General features: G+C 54.3%; 14 protein-coding genes. 4 read left to right on the top strand and 10 right to left on the bottom strand.

Annotated elements, in window-relative coordinates; translation table 11 throughout:
• The gene (locus NYE74_RS27690; RefSeq protein WP_227872940.1) at positions 1–705 is read right to left on the bottom strand and encodes an ABC transporter ATP-binding protein; all 705 of its coding nucleotides are present in this window, start codon (positions 703–705) and stop codon (positions 1–3) included.
• Positions 706–968: 263 nt separating this feature from the next.
• Between NYE74_RS27690 and NYE74_RS27685 the strand changes: the two genes are divergently transcribed.
• Positions 969–1,439, top strand: coding sequence for a MarR family winged helix-turn-helix transcriptional regulator (locus NYE74_RS27685; RefSeq protein WP_036626252.1), 471 nt, complete (start codon positions 969–971; stop codon positions 1,437–1,439).
• A 65-nt stretch (positions 1,440–1,504) separates the two neighbouring features.
• Here the strand turns inward: NYE74_RS27685 and NYE74_RS27680 are convergent, their stop codons facing one another.
• From NYE74_RS27680 to NYE74_RS27670, 3 genes are all read right to left on the bottom strand, one after another.
• Entirely contained in the window at positions 1,505–1,678 is a 174-nt protein-coding gene (locus NYE74_RS27680; protein ID WP_164815280.1) for a hypothetical protein, read from the bottom strand.
• Between the two features lie 21 nt (positions 1,679–1,699).
• Complete coding sequence (locus tag NYE74_RS27675) at positions 1,700–2,044, bottom strand: hypothetical protein (RefSeq protein ID WP_036626254.1); 345 nt, start codon at positions 2,042–2,044, stop codon at positions 1,700–1,702.
• Between the two features lie 99 nt (positions 2,045–2,143).
• Entirely contained in the window at positions 2,144–3,673 is a 1,530-nt protein-coding gene (locus NYE74_RS27670) for an MDR family MFS transporter (RefSeq protein WP_371861034.1), read from the bottom strand.
• A gap of 391 nt (positions 3,674–4,064) precedes the next feature.
• Between NYE74_RS27670 and NYE74_RS27665 the strand changes: the two genes are divergently transcribed.
• Together NYE74_RS27665 and NYE74_RS27660 are read left to right on the top strand one after the other, a co-directional pair.
• Positions 4,065–6,020, top strand: coding sequence for an Ig-like domain-containing protein (locus tag NYE74_RS27665; RefSeq protein WP_155620833.1), 1,956 nt, complete (start codon positions 4,065–4,067; stop codon positions 6,018–6,020).
• Between the two features lie 650 nt (positions 6,021–6,670).
• Positions 6,671–7,867 carry an IS4 family transposase gene (locus tag NYE74_RS27660; RefSeq protein ID WP_115311341.1) on the top strand — a complete coding sequence of 399 codons (1,197 nt, stop codon included), beginning with the start codon at positions 6,671–6,673 and terminating at the stop codon, positions 7,865–7,867.
• Positions 7,868–8,381: 514 nt separating this feature from the next.
• Here the strand turns inward: NYE74_RS27660 and NYE74_RS27655 are convergent.
• From NYE74_RS27655 to NYE74_RS27635, 5 genes are all read right to left on the bottom strand, one after another.
• Entirely contained in the window at positions 8,382–9,578 is a 1,197-nt protein-coding gene (locus NYE74_RS27655; protein WP_115311341.1) for an IS4 family transposase, read from the bottom strand.
• A gap of 846 nt (positions 9,579–10,424) precedes the next feature.
• A complete protein-coding gene (locus tag NYE74_RS27650) occupies positions 10,425–12,038 on the bottom strand; it encodes an ABC transporter ATP-binding protein (protein WP_341005351.1) in 1,614 nt (537 codons plus the stop codon).
• Positions 12,035–12,637 carry an ECF transporter S component gene (locus NYE74_RS27645; protein ID WP_213511183.1) on the bottom strand — a complete coding sequence of 201 codons (603 nt, stop codon included), beginning with the start codon at positions 12,635–12,637 and terminating at the stop codon, positions 12,035–12,037. Before NYE74_RS27645 ends, NYE74_RS27650 begins: the two co-directional genes overlap by 4 nt.
• Positions 12,638–12,732: 95 nt before the next feature.
• Positions 12,733–13,485 carry an energy-coupling factor transporter transmembrane component T family protein gene (locus NYE74_RS27640; RefSeq protein ID WP_063836334.1) on the bottom strand — a complete coding sequence of 251 codons (753 nt, stop codon included), beginning with the start codon at positions 13,483–13,485 and terminating at the stop codon, positions 12,733–12,735.
• 17 nt (positions 13,486–13,502) lie between these two features.
• Positions 13,503–14,069, bottom strand: coding sequence for a GNAT family N-acetyltransferase (locus NYE74_RS27635; protein WP_124333267.1), 567 nt, complete (start codon positions 14,067–14,069; stop codon positions 13,503–13,505).
• A gap of 222 nt (positions 14,070–14,291) precedes the next feature.
• Here NYE74_RS27635 and NYE74_RS27630 point away from each other — a divergent pair, with 222 nt between their 5' ends.
• Entirely contained in the window at positions 14,292–15,254 is a 963-nt protein-coding gene (locus NYE74_RS27630) for an alpha/beta hydrolase (RefSeq protein ID WP_341005350.1), read from the top strand.
• Here NYE74_RS27630 and NYE74_RS27625 read toward each other — a convergent pair.
• Entirely contained in the window at positions 15,236–15,436 is a 201-nt protein-coding gene (locus tag NYE74_RS27625; RefSeq protein WP_051985710.1) for an aspartyl-phosphate phosphatase Spo0E family protein, read from the bottom strand. The two genes, NYE74_RS27630 and NYE74_RS27625, sit on opposite strands and share 19 nt — an antisense overlap.
• Between the last annotated feature and the right edge of the window lie 92 nt (positions 15,437–15,528).

Genomic DNA, 15,528 nt, shown 5'->3' with positions numbered 1-15,528 from the left:
TTAAGTCAAAGCGTCGAAGCAGTCGAACAGCGACGCCCCCGGCAGCGAAGCGGCGGCGCGGATATCATCCAGCGTCCCGCCGGCTTTGGTGCGGCCGTCCGACACGAGAATAAAATCGTCGCAGATCCGCTCCGCCGTATCCAGGACGTGCGTGGACATCAGCACGCCGGCGCCGCGCCGCCGCTCTTCTTCCAGCAGGCCGAGAAAATCCTTGGTCGCCCGCGGATCCAGCCCGATAAAGGGCTCGTCGACGATATAAACGTCCGGGCGGCCGAGAAATCCGACCATCAGCATCATTTTCTGGCGCATGCCCTTGGAGAACCCGTCCGGAAGATGATCCTTCACTTTCGTCATACGGAACTTTTCCAGCAACAGCCCCGCCCCCTGTTCGAAGCTATGCTCCTCCATGCCGTAAACGGCCGCGGCCAGGCCCAGATGCTCCCATAACGTTAACGTGTCAAAATAGACGGGATGCTCCGGAATATAAGCGTACCGCTCGGACCCGCCGCGAAACCGCACCTCGGCTTCCGCGTAAGGCAGCAGGCCGAGAATGGCCTTTAATGTCGTGCTTTTCCCCGCCCCGTTGGGGCCGATCAGCCCGGTCAGCCGCCCCGGCCTCACCTGAAGCGAAACGTTCTCGATCGCGGCCTTCCCGGGCTCGTATCCGGCCTTGCGGATCGCCACGTCCAATAGTACATCTGTCACATCTTTCACCTGCCGTAAACTGTAATATTACGATTATACCTTAAACCGGCAGCGGGACACGAGGACAGGCTTCAAGCGCCCGGCGCCGCCGCTTCCCCTTGAGTGTGGTCGCGGTGCAAACGGTTCGCAAAATTGTAACTTTTTTACATTAAAAAACCGCAAATTGTGATAAATTATATTTTTTTAAAATTCCGATTGTTTTAAGATAGCAATAATTCACCCATGTAAAAATATTCACAAATATAAGATAAGGCGGGATGTATATGTTGAAAACCGAGGAAATCGGCACGGATTTGTCCATGCATTTGTACCGGGTTTTTGCCAAATCCTTCAAAAGCGTCAATGAACACGCCGTGACCGGAAGTAAGATCCAGGGCTTCAACCCGACGGCCTTTGCCGTGTTGGAGGTGTTGTATTACAAGGGCTCGCAGCCGATCCAGCAAATCGGCGCCAAGCTGCTGCTGCAAAGCGGCAACGTGACTTACGTGATCGACAAGCTGGAAACGGCGGGTCTGCTGCACCGCACCCCCTGCCCGCGCGACCGGCGCGTTATTTACGCGGAGCTTACCTCCAAAGGGCAAGCGCTGATGGACCAGCTGTATCCCGAATTTGCCAACCGGATCGATTATGCCTTAAGCGGCCTGAACGATGAAGAGAAACACATTATGATCGATCTGCTGAAAAAGATGGGACGCGAAGCGGAAAAGCTGGCCCCGCTGGCGCGTAAAGGTTAAGCTGACGCAAAAAAGCCTGCGCTCTTGTGTGTGTAAACCAAGAGACGCAGGCTTTTTAATTACGGCTAATGTGTAGGGTCCATATCCTTGTTTTTATGGCGGTTCAGAGCGTCCCGGTGTCTCCGGTCATTGACCGCTTGCTGCATTTGCTGGGCCTCATGACTGTTTGCCGGATCACGCTCCAAATCGGAAACGACGTTGGTCAGGTTTTTGTCCACCCCTGCCTTGCCTTTGGCCATTCGCTTATCCTCGCTTTCTCGTCATGGGTTCGTGAGCTGCCCGAGAGCTTGGGCGCATTCGTGGATATGACGGACGTAATCCCCCGTCAGCTCCTGGATTTGCTCGGTGTGTTCGGAGATCGTCTGTCCGCCGCGTTCGACATCGACCAGTTCTACGTTAACCTCGCGCGGATCCATGTAGGAGCATGAAAAATCAAAGGAATACATTTGATGGCCCGCCGCGTCGATATGAATCCGCAATCCTTGGGGATTCGCCATGTCGGCCAGCACCTCGGCCGAATCTCCGGGGTTCAGGTATTCCGGAAGCTGTTTTTTCCACGCGTCTACGAGCGTGTTCTGGTCCACGTTCATATGTTCCTTACTCATGGTAACACCTCCCCTTTCCCGTTAAGATGCGGAGGAGAGGCCATTTTTATACCGTGCCGGGGACTTAAACCGGTCACAGGCACGCCGCCCTTCCCCGGTTTAAACTCCGGAAGCGTCCGGCGATTCGGCCGCGCCTTCCCCCTGCTCCTCGTCCGTACCCGGAGCCCGGTTTCGCAGCCCCAATACGATAAGCACGCCGATCACGGCCAACACCGCCATCACCAGAAACAACGAATGCAGGCTGGCTCCAAGCACGTGTTTTAACTCGCTCCACAGATCGCGCGGCAGCAGATGCACCTTCTCCGGGGACAGCAGCTGGTCGATGTCGTTTTGAGAAACCTCGATCCCGGAAGCGGCGAGGTCTTTGGTTTTGGCGGCGATTTGCAGATTGATCAGCGTGCCGAAGGCGGTGACGCCGATCGTTTGCCCAATCGATTTGACGAACGAGTTCAGGGCGTTGGAAGCGCCGCGCAAGCTATACCCCACCGACGACTGGGCGATGATCGTAAACACGGCGAACGAAAAGCCAAAGCCGATTCCGTACAAGGCGTTAAACAGCAGCAGCGGAAGCAGCGGCGTCCCCTCCGTCATGAACGCGAGCCCGCCAGCGCCGGCGGCGACCACCGCCATCCCGATCAAGGAGGTCAGGCGCGAGCCCCGAGTAATAATCATCCGGCTGCCCAGCACGGAGCCAAGCATCCAGCCGATGGACATCGGCGCCAGGATCAGGCCCGAGGCGGTGGCGCTTTCCCCGCGCACCCCCTGCACCCACAAGGGCAAATAGGAGGTCAGCCCGATCAGCAAGGCGCTGGCCACGAGACTGGCCAGGTTCGAGTAAGCGATGTCCCGCACCCGGAACAGCTTCAGCGGTACGAGCGGTTCGGAGGCTTTTTTCTCGACGATAAAAAAGAGGATCAGCGCACAAGCCGCAAGCGCCAGAATGAAGATCATCCACGGCGAACTCCAGGGGAGCTGCTGGCCGCCGGTCGCCAGTCCGATCAATAAAGCGCCGACGCCGATCGTTAACGTTATCGCGCCCGCAATATCGATTTTGACCTTTCTCTTCTCCACACGCTCCCGCAAATATTTGATGATAAAAAATAACGACAGCAAGCCGAACGGTATATTAAAGTAGAACACCCACCGCCAGTTGAGCGAATCGACGAAATACCCGCCAAGCAGCGGCCCGACGAGCGAGGAAATCCCCCATACGGAGCTGATCCAGCCCTGGATTTTGGCGCGTTCTTCGATGGAAAAAATATCGCCGATGATCGTAAACGTCACCGGAAGCAGCCCGCCCGCGCCGATCCCCTGCAGGGCCCGGAAGCCGATCAACTGCTCCATGTTTTGGGCGATCCCGGACAATACCGAACCGGCCAAAAACAGCAGCGAGCTGATGACGAACACCGGCCGTCTTCCGTAAAGGTCGCTGATTTTCCCGAAAATCGGCGTCGCCACGGTCATCGTCAGCAAATAAGCGGTAAACACCCAGCTCAGCAGATGCGCCCCGCCCAGATCGCCGACGATTCTCGGCCCGGCCGGCCCAATCACCGTTCCTTCGATCGCCGCCAGAAATGTCGAAAGCAGCAGCCCCAGCAAAATATAATTGCGTTGCAACCCGGTTTTCAAAGATAAAACTTCCTTTCTTCTTACAATACGTGTCATTAATCCGTAATCTTTAATTATAGTGGAACACGCTGGAAAAGAAAAGGACAGCGGTCCACAGCGATTTTCTCCGCTCCGCCGCCCGGTTTGGTGCAGGCGGACGCCCGGCTTCTAAAATCATATGGCTTGCTTTACGGCCACAGGAAGCTCGGACAGGGAGCTCGGACAGCGAGCCGGACAGCGAGCCCGTTCCCGCCCGGTTGTTTAGTCCCGGCCTCATTACCCTTATATGTCCGGATGACCATTTTACAGCTTTCTGGAAATAAGCGTTTAGCGGGATTCCCTGTCCATCCGGCTTCCTCGATAATAAAATGGAGGAATATTCCTTGAAAACCATTTTGAGAGGAGATTACTGATGTCGCTATTTTTGAAAAGACTAACTGCGATATCCTTCAGCTGCCTGCTGGCCTGGGGCGGTTGGCCCTGGAGCGGTATGGCCGCCGCGTCTGCGGAGCAGCCGGATCCGGGGACGCCGAAAGTCGAGTGGAGCTTCGATTACGGACAAGCTTTTAGAACGGCGAAAGGAAAAGCGGTTGTCTCCGCTGCGGACGGAGGATACGTTGCTGTCGGGGATGTATCCACCATTTCCAATTCTTTTGGTTACGTCATAAAAGTGGATGAACATGGCCGCACCCTATGGGAGAAAACCTTGGATGTTGAAGGAGATCCCGATATAGAAGACGTTTCGGTCTCTGAGATCATTCCTGTACGCGATGGCGGTTATTTGGTAGGCGGGTCAACGATGGACCGGACGGAAAGACCGGCAACCACCATTCCCTATTTGGCCAAGCTGGATGACCAGGGAAACGTCGAGTGGTCCCGCTACTACCACCTTTTGGACTACACTCATTTTTATGCTGGATCCGTAAGCGAGACTGCGGATGGCGGGTTCGCTGTTACGGGGTACAGCGCCAATTCCGGGTTTTTGGCTCCGGTTTACCTGCTGAAAGTGGACAGGGAAGGAAATGAGGTGTGGCATAAAACCTGGTGGATTGGTGACAACCAGTTTTTTAATGAAGTATTAAGCACTTCGGACGGAGGGGTACTGGCAGTCGGAAGAATCGACAGTACGGCAACTTCGGATTCCGACGCCTCCCTGGTCGTTAAAGTGGACGCGAACGGCAATGTGGAATGGGAAAAACAGCAAGTTTTTCCCGGCAGCGGCCGCTCCGCTTGGTCCGCACAGATGACGCCGGACGGGAACTTTATCATTTCCGGGACGATGCGTCAAGACGGAAAGCAGGTTCAGTTCGTATTCAAAATGGATAATAGCGGAGAGATCCTATGGGAAAAAACCTACCCGTTTGCGGAGGGAAGACATTTCTTTGAGCAGCTCGTTTCGACCCCGGATGGCTATGCATTGCTGGGAAGTAACACCACCGGCGACTATCCGGATCAGCAGACGCAGTATCAAGTTTTGCGGATCGACAACGACGGGGAAGTAACCGGAGATCTTCGGTTTGCAAGCCCGGGATTGGACTCGGTCGGGAAAGGTACGTACACCGCGGATGGCGGTTTTCTCATGACGGGTGAAATTAGAGAAAAGAACAGCCTTCCCTTGATGCAACTAATAAAGGTGGCGGGCGAAGGCCAGCAGCCTCCGGCAGATTTGCAGGAACTCCGGTTTGGCGAACCGGCCCTGGAGCTTGGCGTCGGCGAACGCCGGCCTAGCGTCGTTCAAGCGGTTTATGCGGATGGAACCGCGGTGGTCATTACGAACCAGGCCGTACTTACCTCGCTTAATCCAGAGATCGCCGCCGTGGATAGTGACGGATTTATTACCGGACTGTCCCCTGGGAAGGCGGAAATCGTCGCCGAATATGCAGGCTTCTCCGCAAGGCTGCCGGTGACGGTGGCTGTGACGGATAACCCTTCCGAAACGCCCGGGCGGTTTTACCTGGATTCGGAAGATTACTCACTGATGACAGGCGGTGAACTCGATATCCAAGCCCTCTTCACCGACGAGGCAGACCAAACCTCGATCGTCAACGGGGAAACCCGGTTTACGATCGCCGATCCCGACATCGCACAGGTGGACGAGCACGGCTATCTTCTCGGCCTTAAGCCAGGGTCCACTTCCGTGACAGCCGTTTACCGGGAGCATACCTTTACGGCCAGCGTGCTGGTCGTGAAGCCGTATGCACCGGTGCCAGTGCCGGAGCCCACGCCGGTGCCGATGCCAGCGCCGGCCGAACCGGCGGCTTTGGAGCCGGAAGTGAACGATGGGCCTGAGGTGGACGAAGAGCCTGCAGTGAGCAAAGAGACGGTGGTGAGTAAAGAGATGGTAGTGAGTAAAGACGGTAGTGAGTAAAGACGGTAGTGAGTAAAGACGGTAGTGAGTAAAGACGGTAGTGAGTAAAGACGGTAGTGAGTAAAGAGACGGTGGTGAGTAAAGACGGTGGTGAGTAAAGAGACGGTGGTGAGTAAAGACGGTGGTGAGTAAAGACGGTAGTGAGTAAAGAGACGGTGGTGAGTAAAGAGCTAAAGTGTGCACACTGCCTGTAGTGGATGAAGAGCCGGGGATGCCCGCCGAGTCTCCTGTAGAAGGGGCTTCGGCGACGCCCGTGGCCCCTGAAACGGCGGACGGCTTAATACGTCCAGCCTGGACAACAAGCCCGAACCAGGACAACAAGCCCAAGTCTGGTTCGGGCTTGTTCCTTTTGCTGTGGATTCACGGAAGTTGTAATTGCGCCGAGAAAACATGCACAACCAGGCTGCCTGCCCCCGAGAAATTCCAGCGAAAACATGAGCCACAGGATATTGAGCCACAGTTAACCGCGGACGGCCTATGGCACATAAGAGCAAAAATTGCACTAGCGTTGCATAAAACCTAACGCGAATAATCAAATATTAGTTAAATATGGGTAATTATGATCATTTTTCATGGAAAAAGCATAAAAAATCTCCTATTGTAAAGAGGTAGGTACGTTGTCCATAACTCTCTACAAAAGGAGACCAACCATGGATAACGTTAAAGCTAAAACGGTCATTCGTCAACTGATTTCCTTACTGCCCATCGATGTGCATCAACGTTTACTCTTCGACCATTACACCAAGAAACTTACCACGATGAAAGCGATCATGCTCTTCATCAATGCTCAGTTGAAACAATGGTCATCTTACGGTGAAATGGAAATTGCACTTCGTGCTGAGCCGAAACTTCAGCAGCTTCTACAGTTGGAGAGTATCAGCGGCTCGCAATTATCCCGAAAACTCGATCAGATCCCAACGGAGCTGTTGGAGTGGATGTTTCAGCATCTGGCATCACAAACACAGCAACGTGCTTGCCACCAGGGCCAGAGCGGGAAATTGCACATCATTGATTCTTCCAGCATTCGACTGCCGCTTCAACTTGGAAGTTGGGCCAAGATGTCAAATAAGAGTAGCGGCGTCAAGATGCATCTGCGCCTCGTTGTTACAGCTCCCGACAAGCTATTTCCTGATGCCATGATCCCCAGTTCGCTCAATGTAGGGGATCGTGCGGGGGCCGTTGAACTGGTCGTCCCCTCGGATGCGATTTATGTGATGGATCGCGGTTATGATGATTATGCCCGGATGGATCAATGGGTCCAGGACAACATCCAGTTTGTGATCCGTATGCGAGATCGCGCGCTTGCCACCGTCATTGAGGAGTATCCTGTTCCGGAAGGCTCGAACATCACGCGGGACGCCAAGGTTTGCGTGGGCAGTTCCTTCCGATCCATGGAACATTCCGTTCGTTTGGTGGAGTTTTATGACGAGCAGGAACGGACTTATCGTATTTTTACATCGGTATGGGATAAGACCGCTGAAGAAATCGCGCAGATCTACAAAAATCGCTGGCTCATCGAGTTGTATTTTAAATGGCTGAAGCAACATTTGCGATTGAAGAAGCTGCACAGTCATAAACCACAGGCTATTTGGAACCAATTATTCTTGGCTTTAATTACTGCCTTGCTCGTGGAGCACATCCGGCACAGCACCCAAACGGCAAAAACAAACTGGCAAGTGCTCCGGATTCTCCGCGAGTATTTGTACCGTTCATGGCGATCCTTTCGAACCGAACTGGATCGGAAACCCAGTCGAAGTAGTCCGGGGAGACGTCCGGGGTCAGGTCCCAAAGCGTTATCGGTGCGCACAATGGTTGGGATAATTAAGCCAAGCAAGTTCAAGGAATAATATCCATTATATACATTTAATGGGACATCGCGACCTACGCATTAGGTAACCTTGGCTTTTTGGTCTTAAGCTTAAAAAATGACTGTAAAAAAATCCATTTATAGTTTCAATAATCCAAATGTGGGTTTTGCTGAAAATTGATGTTAGTGTTCTTGCAACGCTAGTGCAAAAATTGTCCTTATTCTGCGATAACCGTCCATTTGAGAGAAATAGAGGCATTTTAGGTCGCTATTCTCTTTGGTCGCCAGGAAATGCCCCTGTTCTGGGGTATTCCCAGGAAAATAAGTACATAAAATGCCGCTAATGGAGATGAAAAAGCCAAGCTCTGGATAATAAGTACATAAAGTGCACTAGCGTTGCAAGAACACTAACATCAATTTTCAGCAAAACCCACATTTGGATTATTGAAACTATAAATGGATTTTTTTACAGTCATTTTTTAAGCTTAAGACCAAAAAGCCAAGGTTACCTAATGCGTAGGTCGCGATGTCCCATTAAATGTATATAATGGATATTATTCCTTGAACTTGCTTGGCTTAATTATCCCAACCATTGTGCGCACCGATAACGCTTTGGGACCTGACCCCGGACGTCTCCCCGGACTACTTCGACTGGGTTTCCGATCCAGTTCGGTTCGAAAGGATCGCCATGAACGGTACAAATACTCGCGGAGAATCCGGAGCACTTGCCAGTTTGTTTTTGCCGTTTGGGTGCTGTGCCGGATGTGCTCCACGAGCAAGGCAGTAATTAAAGCCAAGAATAATTGGTTCCAAATAGCCTGTGGTTTATGACTGTGCAGCTTCTTCAATCGCAAATGTTGCTTCAGCCATTTAAAATACAACTCGATGAGCCAGCGATTTTTGTAGATCTGCGCGATTTCTTCAGCGGTCTTATCCCATACCGATGTAAAAATACGATAAGTCCGTTCCTGCTCGTCATAAAACTCCACCAAACGAACGGAATGTTCCATGGATCGGAAGGAACTGCCCACGCAAACCTTGGCGTCCCGCGTGATGTTCGAGCCTTCCGGAACAGGATACTCCTCAATGACGGTGGCAAGCGCGCGATCTCGCATACGGATCACAAACTGGATGTTGTCCTGGACCCATTGATCCATCCGGGCATAATCATCATAACCGCGATCCATCACATAAATCGCATCCGAGGGGACGACCAGTTCAACGGCCCCCGCACGATCCCCTACATTGAGCGAACTGGGGATCATGGCATCAGGAAATAGCTTGTCGGGAGCTGTAACAACGAGGCGCAGATGCATCTTGACGCCGCTACTCTTATTTGACATCTTGGCCCAACTTCCAAGTTGAAGCGGCAGTCGAATGCTGGAAGAATCAATGATGTGCAATTTCCCGCTCTGGCCCTGGTGGCAAGCACGTTGCTGTGTTTGTGATGCCAGATGCTGAAACATCCACTCCAACAGCTCCGTTGGGATCTGATCGAGTTTTCGGGATAATTGCGAGCCGCTGATACTCTCCAACTGTAGAAGCTGCTGAAGTTTCGGCTCAGCACGAAGTGCAATTTCCATTTCACCGTAAGATGACCATTGTTTCAACTGAGCATTGATGAAGAGCATGATCGCTTTCATCGTGGTAAGTTTCTTGGTGTAATGGTCGAAGAGTAAACGTTGATGCACATCGATGGGCAGTAAGGAAATCAGTTGACGAATGACCGTTTTAGCTTTAACGTTATCCATGGTTGGTCTCCTTTTGTAGAGAGTTATGGACAACGTACCTACCTCTTTACAATAGGAGATTTTTTATGCTTTTTCCATGAAAAATGATCATAATTACCCATATTTAACTAATATTTGATTATTCGCGTTAGGTTTTATGCAACGCTAGTGCATAAAGTGCTATTTTGAGAGAGGACGATCGGATAGCAGGTTGGTTGTTAGGTAAGTCGCTAAGTTGGTCGTTAAGTAGTCGTTAAGTAGTCGTTAAGTGGTCGTTAAGTGGTCGTTAGGTAGTCGTTAGGTAGTTGCTAGGTGGAGGTTATGTGATCTGGTCGTTAAGTAGTCGCTAGGCTGTGCTGGGTGGTCGCTAGATGGTCGCTAGGGGGCGTTAAGTAGTCGTTAAAGTAGCCGGGGGTAAAGCATCTATTTCTGTTTTAGCCAAAACGGTGTCACAACACAAACATGGACCTTAACTGTGAGGCAAGTGCAACAGCGTAAAAGAGCACGAAAAAATCTAACGGTTGTGAGCGAAGCTATTTAGGCAAAAACGAACGGATATAAAATGTAACGGTTGCCAGCGAGCTTATTTCCCGTTTTTCCGGGAAAAATAGGGCGTTTTGCCTAAATAAGCCCGATGACAACCGTTAAAAAAGAAACCTCTGCTTTGTAGCTCGAATAAGCGCGATGGCAACCGTTAGCGCAGAAAATGTTACCGGATAGCTTGATCCTTCGAGATTAACACATTAGTCAAGTGCCGATTTTCGGATCAAGTCACAGGGTACAGTAATCCAAAAGTTGCGGTTTGTCAAAATAGCACGGTTAACTTCGAATCACACCATTTCTGCAGTTGCCTGATGCCGTTACGGTTCAATCCGCTGCCTCCAATCTACCTTCGCACATCGACCACTGATGGACCGGGTTCCCGGCGAAAAGCCCTGGCTCATGGGTGATTACGATCAGCGAAGCGCCGCCGGTCAGAGCCTGACGGCAAAGAGCGATCAGCATACGCACGCCGTTATAATCGATGCCGGCCGTTGGCTCGTCGAGGATATACAGTTTTTTGGGACTGATCATCGACGCTGCGATGCTGAGCAGACGCTTCTCCCCTCCGCTCAGCAGATACGGCGAAACGTCGGCCTTATCCCGAAGCCCGATCGTTTCGAGCAGCTCGAGCGCCCTTTGGCGCAGCTCCTCCGGCAGCGGATCGCGTTTCCTTAGGCGCAGCTGGCAGCGCGGTCCATACAGCAGCTCGTCCCACACGGTCGCGGCAACGAACTGCTGCTCCGGCTGCTGGAAGACGTAGCCGATGTCCGCCGCGAGCTTGTACAGGGACAGTCTGGCCGCATCCTTGCCCTGCCAAAAGACGGCGCCTTTGGGCGGACGGAGCAGCCCCATGAGGAGCCGGGACAAGGTCGTTTTGCCGGAGCCATTTTCGCCACAGAGCAGCCGCCATTCGCCCGGGCCTAACGTCAGGTCGATACCTGTGAGCACCGGCGCGCTTTTTGGAGCGTAGGCGAAGGTCAGGCCCCGCACCTCGAGCAGCGGGTCGGCGGGGGCGGGCGACGCGGTAGGCACGGACGGCGCAGCGGGCACGGGCGGCACGGCGGGCACGGGCGGCGCGGCGGGGGCAGTCGGCGGGGCGGGGGCAAGCGGCGGGGGCGGCAGGCCGGCCGCTTTAGATGCCGCCAGCAGCGGTACAAGGTCCGCCGCGCCCGCGCCCGGGGCTGCTGCTGCACCTGGCGGCAGCAGCCCCAAACCCTCCATCCGCGCGCGTTCGCCGCGGATGAGCTCGCCCGCCGGACCGTCCATGACGACGGTGCCGGCGTCCAACACGACGAGCCGCGCCGCCGCCGCCGCGAGCTCGTCGATCCGGCCGGACAGCGTCACGACGGTCCGGCCTTCGCGGTGCAGGCGGCGCAGCAGCGCCAGCAGCCGCGTCCTCGCGGCGGCGTCCAGGCTGGCCGCCGGCTCGTCAAACACGAGCAGCGGCGGCTCCAGCGCCAGCGCCGCTGCAATCGCGGTGCGTTGGCGCTGGCCGCCGGACAGCGCGTGCACGCGCGCCATCCGCTGCGGCGTCAGCTGCACCGCCGCCAGCGCCTCCGCGACCCGCCGCTCGATGCCGGCGGCGGGCACGCGCAGGTTTTCCGGGCCGAAGGCGACCTCGTCTTCGACCCGGCCCTGCACGAGCTGTGCGTCGGGGTCCTGAAACACGACCCCGATGCGCTGGGCTACGGCGGCGATGTCCGCCTCCGCGGGGTCAGCGCCGAAGACGAGCAGCCGGCCCGTCCGCACGCCGCCCCCGGAGCGCGGGAGATACCCGCTCAGCAACTGGGCCAGCACCGATTTGCCGCTGCCGCTTGCTCCCGCTACGGCAATCCATTCCCCGGCTTCCGCGCGGAGCGTTACCTCCTGCAGCGCCGGCTTTGCCCCCGCCTCAAAGCTGTAGCCGACCCGCTCCAAATCAAAGGCCGGGGCCGTCATGTCAGACTTTTCGCCCCTTGGCCGGCCGCAAACCGGCGCAGCAGTCCGCTGCGCGCCAACCCATCGCCGATCAGTTTCGTCAGCAGCCCGCAAAAAACAACTCCGCTCAAAGTCCGGACCACGAGCGCAATCAACAGCACCCCGGTTCCCCATTTCGTATAGCCGAACATCTGCGCGGCAAAGAAAAACCAAACCGGCACCATCGCGCCTCCGGTCACCAGCATCACCGGCCAGCCCCAATTTTTATAACGCGTCAGCGCAAAAATCCCCTCGGCAATCACAAGATAACACGCCGCGGCGGCAAAACAGGAAACGATGCCGTAGGCGGAGCCCATAAACGACTGCACCACCGCCCCGATCCCGTAGGTGATCAGCCCTGTCCCCGGCTTGCGGATAATGTAATAGGCCAGCAATCCGTAAATCATGTACAAACCGGTAATCGTCGAAGTGGCGATAGGTCCCCCCAGCCCGTTCAAAGCTTGATTAACCGGCGACAAATACACGGTCATCACCGCGTTCGCCGCCGCCAGCATAGCCATCAGCACGATATCCAGCGTGGTAAATTTGGCAAAAGCGTTTTTTTTCGTCGATTCGTTCATGTCTGCTTCGTCATCCTCTCGCAATCAATTGTTAACCATAATTTAAAATTTAGGTTAACAATCATGGCGCGTCAAGTCCTTTTTTCGGACCTAACCTAAATAAACCATAATCCGGCGCCGCAGATCACGCTGACCGCCATCAGCCACACCCCGCCCCGGGACAAAGCCGCCTCCCGCAAAAACGTCCGCTCCGGATAAGCTCCAAAGCCCTTGGCGTCCATCGCCCCGGCAGTCTGCTCGATCCGGCGGATCGCCCCGGCGAACACCGCCAGCAACCGTCCCCGAAGCTGCGCCAGACGTTCCGTGAGCCCTCTGGGCGCTCTGGCGGAACGGATTTTGCGCGCATCGGCGGCAACCCGCCCCTCCTCGGCCAGCAGCGGCAAAAACGTCAACGCCATCGACACGCCGAACACAAAGCGGTAAGGCAGCTTGAGCCGGGTCGTCATCATAACGACGAATTGTTTGGGGTCCGTCGTTTCAATGTAAATCAGCGAGGACATAAACAGGCAGAACATCCGCAAGCATACCGCCGCCGCCGCAGAGACCGAGTTTAACGGGATTGACAGGAATCCGGCGGAAATCTGCTCCCCGGAGGAAGGGGCGGCCAAGGCGGTGACGGCAAACAACGGAACGCCGAAGCCGGCGATATACCCCATTCGCCTTCCCAGCTTGCCCCAAGGCATCCCGGCCCCGAACCTGGCGGCCCCTGCCAAAAAAAGCAGCATGACGCTTAACGGCGCTGCCTTGTCCCAATGCATGCTCAGCGCCGCAACGCACAGCAGCGCGACCAGCTTGCTCAGCGGGTCCAGCCCCTGAAACGGCACGCCTGCCGAACACAGCTTTTTCACAGCTATCACCTCGTCCGTTAAATACTTTTTACGTACTCTTTTTTGAGCAACGAGTACATCAGCAGGTCGACAAACCCCTTTTCCGTCTGCTGGTATTCCCGCAGCAGCCCTTCCTCCTTAAACCCAAAAGATAGCAACAGCTTGAGCGATCCGGCGTTTTCCGGCTCCACAAGCGCTTCGATCCGGTTGAGCCCCATCGTGTCGTAGCCATAGGCCAATAGCAGCCTTAGCGCCTCCGACATATATCCGCGCCCCCAGTATTCCCGTCCGAGATCATATCCGATCTCGCCGCGATAAGCCCCGGACAGTTCCCAAGCATTATATCCGCAGCTGCCGATCAGCTTCCCTTCTTCCTTCAGCTCGATGCCAAAACGCATCGCATCCTCGCTTTCGGACAATCCGTTCAGCAAATTGATCATGTCCCAGGCTTCCTCCACGGAGGCAAACGCTGATACGTTCATGTACCGGGTCACTTCCGGATCGCTCCAATAACGGAACATCACCTCGGCGTCGCCGCGCTCCATTCTCCTTAACCTCAGCCTTTCGCTTTCCAGGACAGGGATATTCCCGCCGCATTTGTACATATGCTATTCTCCTCTCTTTACTTGAAACACAAAACCGGAGGATTCGGCAAACGCCCCCTCCCCGGTATGATTATAGCTAATCATATCGAAGCGATCCCGTCAAAGGTAAAAGGCAATTTTTGCAGACTATGATTTTCTTGCCGTCTTTTCGGTGATACTATGGTCTACAGATAGAGCATTTACGGATAGGTATCAGCTCAAAAATAAGGAGGGAACACCCGGATGATCTACACTTTCGGCATCGCCATACTGCTGCTGGCCGCGCTGATCTCCGGCGGCCTGCCGCGCTACGCCCTTCGTCAGATCACCCAAATGAAACTGCAGACGAAAGAGCGCATCTATGAATATTTGGAGAAAACGGGCGTCTATTCCATGGAACGGTTTGACCGTCTGAACAAACGCCAAGTGCAGGCCACGTCTCAGGACGGCCTGCTGCTCAGCGGGTATGTGCTGGAATTTTTTCCGGAAAGCCGCCGCTGGATGATCATCGTTCACGGTTATACGGTTTCGCTCCACGCCTCAACGCAATATATCGACATGTTTCGCGACGCGGGCTTCAACATTTTGCTGATCGATCAGCGGCGTCACGGCGGCAGCCAAGGCAAATACACGACTTACGGGTATTATGAAAAATATGACGTGCAAACCTGGGTAAATTGGATTTTGGAACATTACGGGGAACAAACCGAAATCGGTCTGCATGGCCAATCCCTTGGCGGTGGAACCGTGCTGGAATATCTAAGCATCGCGCATCCGAACGTGAAGTTCGTCATTGCCGATTGCCCTTACTCCGATTTGACGGAGTTGATGCGGCATCAATTCACGAAGCTGAACAAGCTGCCGGCGTATCCGCTGCTGCCTTTGGTGAACAGGCTTTTGCAGCGCAAAGCAGGCTTCCGGCTCGATCAGGTCAGTCCGATCAAAGCGGTGGAAAAAAGCCGCCTGCCCGTTTTATTCATTCACGGGACGGATGATAACTACGTTCCCACCTACATGAGCAAAGAAATGTTCCGGCATAAACCGGAACCGAAAAGATTGCTGTTAATCGAAGGCGCGGTCCATGCCAACGCCTACGGCGTTGATCCGAAACGCTACAAAGCGGAGGTTCATTCCTTTATTCATGAAGTTCTTGGCGCGGAAATGGTGGCGGAAGCAGTAACGGCGGCTTATTTGCCCAGCATCTGATTTTGGGCCATCACGATGTAATGATCCAGACGCTGGCTTAACTCCAATATAGCGCCGCTGCTGAAGTTGTCCTCCACCGCGGCGTTCATCAGCTCAGAGCGCAGATTTTCGATCGTCGCTTTGAGCTCGTTGCTTACTTTTTTATGTTTTGGTCGGGTTTCCCTATACATTGATGTCGCCATAAAATCACCTTTTCTACGATCTTTCCCCTATTTTACCTCATGATGCCAAAAAACATATTTTGCAAAATTGATAAAAAATAGCACACCGTGTC

Origin of the sequence: Paenibacillus sp. FSL P4-0127 (assembly GCF_038007325.1) — a bacterium.
Taxonomy (GTDB): Bacteria; Bacillota; Bacilli; order Paenibacillales; family Paenibacillaceae; genus Fontibacillus; species Fontibacillus macerans.
The sequence above is the reverse complement of the archived record's forward strand: the minus strand, read 5'-3'. Positions and strand labels throughout refer to the sequence as shown.